This window comes from Rhabdothermincola sp. (assembly GCF_036846205.1).
Lineage (GTDB): Bacteria > Actinomycetota > Acidimicrobiia > Acidimicrobiales > Acidimicrobilacustridaceae > Rhabdothermincola.
This window is the reverse complement of the sequence record NZ_DAIUCK010000141.1, coordinates 1,443-5,880: the sequence shown is the minus strand read 5'-3', so window position 1 is coordinate 5,880 and position 4,438 is coordinate 1,443. Positions and strand designations below refer to the sequence as shown.

Annotated in this window: 5 protein-coding genes; 1 reads left to right on the top strand and 4 read right to left on the bottom strand. The window is 74.9% G+C overall.

What is annotated here, in order from left to right:
- Positions 1 to 177: 177 nt before the first annotated feature.
- The 4 genes from cobJ to V7004_RS14900 are packed head-to-tail and all read right to left on the bottom strand — an operon-like array spanning position 178 to position 4,128.
- Positions 178 to 1,533, bottom strand: coding sequence for a precorrin-3B C(17)-methyltransferase (cobJ, locus tag V7004_RS14915; RefSeq protein ID WP_334144984.1), 1,356 nt, complete (start codon positions 1,531 to 1,533; stop codon positions 178 to 180).
- Positions 1,534 to 1,574: 41 nt separating this feature from the next.
- Entirely contained in the window at positions 1,575 to 2,348 is a 774-nt protein-coding gene (locus V7004_RS14910; RefSeq protein WP_334144983.1) for a precorrin-2 C(20)-methyltransferase, read from the bottom strand.
- On the bottom strand, positions 2,345 to 2,995 hold the full coding sequence (locus V7004_RS14905; protein WP_334144982.1) for a precorrin-8X methylmutase: 651 nt from the start codon (positions 2,993 to 2,995) through the stop codon (positions 2,345 to 2,347). The genes V7004_RS14910 and V7004_RS14905 overlap by 4 nt, the downstream gene beginning before the upstream one ends.
- Positions 2,992 to 4,128, bottom strand: a complete 1,137-nt coding sequence (locus V7004_RS14900; protein WP_334144980.1) for a hypothetical protein — start codon at positions 4,126 to 4,128, stop codon at positions 2,992 to 2,994. Before V7004_RS14900 ends, V7004_RS14905 begins: the two co-directional genes overlap by 4 nt.
- A gap of 60 nt (positions 4,129 to 4,188) precedes the next feature.
- On the opposite strand from V7004_RS14900, the gene V7004_RS14895 reads away from it, so the two are divergent.
- On the top strand, positions 4,189 to 4,438 hold a 250-nt coding region (locus tag V7004_RS14895; RefSeq protein ID WP_334144979.1), incomplete at its 3' end, for a nucleotide-binding protein.

Here is a 4,438-nt window from a genome sequence, read left to right as displayed (position 1 = left end):
CCCCCAGCCAGACCGCGGCCCCGACGCCACCCACCAGCACACCCACCGCGGGGAACCAGGCCAGCACCCCACTCGCGGGAGCCACGGGGGACCGGACCGGGAGCCGGGTCAGCAGGCTCGTCGCGGCCCGCAGGCCAGCGAACGCTCCCGCGCTGACTCGCCCGTGCACCACGACACTCAGCGGATCGGGTCGAGCGGTTGCAGTTCGAGCCCGCGGCCGGCGCACACCAGCACGACCCGATGGGCCACCGCCGCCAGCGTCGCGTTGACTCGCCCCAGGACGTCCCGGTACCGCCGACCGAGGTCGGTCTCCGGAACCAGCCCGAGACCCACCTCGTTGGTGACCACGACACACGGCCCGCCCCGGCCGGCCAGCACCTCGGCGAGGTCGCGGGCTTTCCCGTCGATCGCCGCCTCGCTCACCCCGTGGTGGAACAGGTTCCCGACCCACACGGTCACGCAGTCGAGCAGCACACAGTCGCCGTCGGGAACCGACCCGATCGCCGAGGCGGGATCGAGCGGCTCTTCGATCGTGACCCAACCGGCCGGCCGGGCCGCACGATGGGCGGCGATCCGGGCCACCATCTCCTCGTCGACGGGCTGTGCGGTCACCACCACGGTCACCGGTCGCTGACTGCGGGCCGCGAGCTGCTCGGCGTACGCGCTCTTGCCCGCCCGAGCTCCACCGGTCAGCAACCACCGGCCCCCCACCACGGGCGCTCCCGCGGGCGCGGCCAGGCTCGCGGTCACCGCGGCGGTGGCAGGAGGCTCCGGCGCCGGCGCGGTGCTCGAATGCCCGTGACGGCGAGGGGTGTAGACCAGCGCCCGCCCGCCGCACTGCACCGTGCGGGTGGCGGCCGAGCCCACGATCACCACGGTCGACATGTCGACCGACTCGGGGTCGACGTCACCGAGCGTCGTGACCATGACCTGCTCCCCCCGGCGGCCGATCCGCCGGCCGAGCACCACCGGGGTCACCGGCGGGCGGTGGCGGTGCAACACCTCGAGGGCCCGCGCGAACTGCCAGGGCCGGTGCCGGCTCCGGGGGTTGTAGAGGGCCAGGACGAACCCCGCCGCCGCCGCGGCATCGAGCCGCGCTTCCACCACCTCCCAGGGCTTCAACACGTCCGACAGCGACACGACGGCGAAGTCGTGGCCGAGAGGTGCTCCCACCCGGGCCGCAAGGGCCTGGGCGGCACTGATGCCCGGTTCGATGGACAGGTCCACCCCTGGCCAGCTGTCGGGGTGGGCGTCGAGCTGCTCGCACACCGCGGCGGCCATGCCGAACACCCCGGGGTCTCCGGAGGACACCACCACCACATCGCCGCCTCGGGCTGCCAGGTCGAGCGCGAGTCGGGCCCGCTCGGCCTCCACCCGGTTCCCGGACCCGTGCCGGCGAGCGGTGAGCGCCCCGCCGACGAGGCCGTCGAGCAGAGCGAGGTACGCGTCGTAGCCGACGATGTCGGTGGCCTCGAGCACCAAGCGGCGCACCGCCGGTGTGCACCAGCTCGCCTCGCCCGGTCCGATCCCCACGACGCTGACCCGGCCCGGCCGGCGCGTCGCGGGCGGAGTAGTCACCAGGACGGCCCGGCCAGCCGGGGGCCGGGCACGAGCACGAGCGAGAAGTACGGGGGGGTGCGGGTGCCGATCTCACGCACCGGCACGACGAGCTGGTCGGGGTGACTGGCCCGCTCCACGTAGACGGCGTGGTCGATCCGCCCCGTCGCCTCCAGCGCGGCGACCACCCGGTCGAGGTGGCGGCCGATCTTGAGGATCACGACCGATTCCGTGCCGGCGAGCGCCTGTTTGAGGTCCTCGGGTGGCATGGTGGCGGTCACCACCGTGAACCGCTCGTCGCCGGACACCAGGGGCATCCCGGCTGCCGCGCCCGCCGCCGACACCGAGGTGATGCCGGGGACCACCTCGGCTCGGAACCGGCCCGAGAGGCGGACGTGCAGGTGCATGTAGCTGCCGTAGAACAGCGGATCGCCCTCGCTCAGCACCGCCACGTCGTGGCCGGCGTCGAGGTGGGTGGCCAGGCGTTCGGCTGCGTCGTCGTGGAAGCGGTCCAGCAGCGCCCGGTACACCTCGGCCCCCACAGGCTCGACGGTCACGGGGTACTCGAGTCGCTCGAGGACCTGCTCGGGGTGTAGGAGCCCCTCGACCGTGCAGCGGGCGTTCCCCTTCCTCCCCCGAGCCGCCACGTACGCCACCACCGGGCAACTCCGCAGGACCCGCACCGCTCGCAGGGTCAACAGCTCGGGGTCACCTGGCCCGACACCGAGGCCGTAGAGGCGACCCGGGCGGCCGGCCAGGCGGCCATCCCGCTGCGGATCGGTGGCGGTCATCCGGGCACCACCTCCCGATCGTCGGCCAGTGCGTTCACCGCGGCGCAGGCCAGGGCGCTTCCCCCACGGCGGCCGTGGAGGGTGAGGTACGGCACCCCGTGGGGCAGCGTGGCCAGGGCGTGCTTGGACTCCGCCGCGCCGATGAAGCCGACCGGCACCCCGATCACCGCCGCCGGGCGGGCCACACCGTCGAGCATGAGCTCGAGGAGCCGGAACAGCGCAGTCGGGGCGTTACCCACCACGGCGAGCCCGCCGTCGAGGGTGCCGAGCCAGCACTCGACGGCCGCGGCGGCACGGGTGGTGCCGAGACGCCGGGCCAGCTCCGGGACCTCCGGGTCGCCCAGTGCGCAACGGACCGCCACCCCGGCGGGGAGGCGGGCCCGGGTGATCCCCCGGGCCACCATCTCGCTGTCACACCACACGGTCGCCCCCCGACGTAGGGCTGCGGTGGCCTCGGTGAAGAAGGCAGCACTGGCCTCGAGGCCGTCCACGATCCCGGTGTCCCCCGCTGCGTGGACCATGCGCACCACCACGGGCTCGAGCGCACCGAAGCGGACCAGCCGGTCGCCGAGCTCCGCGCGGATCAGCGCGAACGACGCCCGGGTGATCGCCGCGCCGTCGCGGTCGTAGTCGAGCCGGGTGCTCACCAGCCCACCATCCGGAGGCCCTCGGAGGTGGCCACCAGCTCGCGTGCTCCGGGTGGGGCACCGCAGCGCTTCGGACAGCCCGAGACGTGGAGCGGGCCGTCGCGCCCGTCACCCATCCAGGCCCGGGCCAGCGCGTGGGTGTCCACCAGCGCACTGGCGCAGCCGTGCGAGCCGATGCACGCGGACACCGAGCGGCGGGGATCGTGTGGTGAGACCACCCACCCCAGCGCGGCGAGCTGCTCGAGCGCACCGGCGAGGTCGGCGCCCCCGGCGTCGGTGCCCCCATCGTCGGAGGCCACGAGCAGCACCCCCCGCCCCGGCTCGGGTCGCACCGACACCGGTCCTTCGGCGATGGTCGCCACCACGTGGAGCGCGCCGGCGGTGGCGACGCCGAGCGCCGGTGCGGTCGGCGCGACCGCGCGGTCGCCCACCAGCCGGATCCCCCACCAGGCCGAGCGACCGTCCGCTCCCGAGGGCGGCGCCGCGGACGGCTCGGCCGTGCCCGGCAGGTCCCGCGCCCGGCAGCCGGCGGCGGCGCACCGGCGGATCACCGGTTCGACCGCCCGCTCGACACCAGCTGGGTCGCAAGCGCTCGCCGCAACAGCGCCAGCCACCCGAACCTCCCAGCACGACCTGCGGTCGAGCACCGCGACGTCCGCCGAGGGGACGGGGACCGGCCACGGCCCACCGCCGTCGACCACCGCCCACCACTTGGCCGGGAGCCCGTCGCCGAGATCGACCACGAGCTGCTCCAGCCGGCGAGCCAGCCGGAGGCGGTCGGCCACTCGGTCGGGAGCCGGGCCGACGTCGAGCAGCGGATCGAGCACCACGGCCCGGCGCCCATCGGTCGCCGGGTGCCGGCTGGCCAGCCCGACTCGGACCAAAGCCGCTGCCGTCTCGTCCAGGTCGACGACCGCCAGGCCGCGCAGCTGCAGGTTTCCCCGGCGGGTGATCTCCACGAGGCCGTTGCCCCGGGTCTCGGCGACGGTCGCGACCACCCGCCACTGCTGCGAGCTCAGCGGTCGGCAGCCCACCGGCAGGCGCACCAACCAACCATCACGAGCTTCGAGCGGCTCCGCCAGGGAGGGGCACCAGCCGCGCACGGCGGGGAGGCTCGGGGTGGAGCTGCGCATGGCTGCGGGACCCTAGCACCGATGTAGGGCATGGCACCCTACGTGGCGTACGGTGAGCGGATGACCTCCCAGCACCCGGGCTCGCTGCCGCCAAGGATCGTGATCGCCGGGACCCGATCGGGAGCGGGAAAGACCACCGTCGCGACCGGGCTGCTCGCCGCGTTCGCCCGGTCGGGGGTGCGGGTCGGGGCGGCGAAGGTCGGTCCCGACTACATCGATCCCGGCTACCACGAGCTCGCCACCGGTCGCCCGTCACGCAACCTCGATCCGTGGATCTGCGGGGCGGACGCGGTGCTCGGGGTGGCCGCCC

What these genes read in the sequence shown, in the direction of transcription:
- V7004_RS14910 (WP_334144983.1), bottom strand. Translation starts at nt 2,348, where the DNA reads ATGACCGCCACCGATCCGCAGCGGGATGGCCGCCTGGCCGGCCGCCCG.
- V7004_RS14900 (WP_334144980.1), bottom strand. Translation starts at nt 4,128, where the DNA reads ATGCGCAGCTCCACCCCGAGCCTCCCCGCCGTGCGCGGCTGGTGCCCC.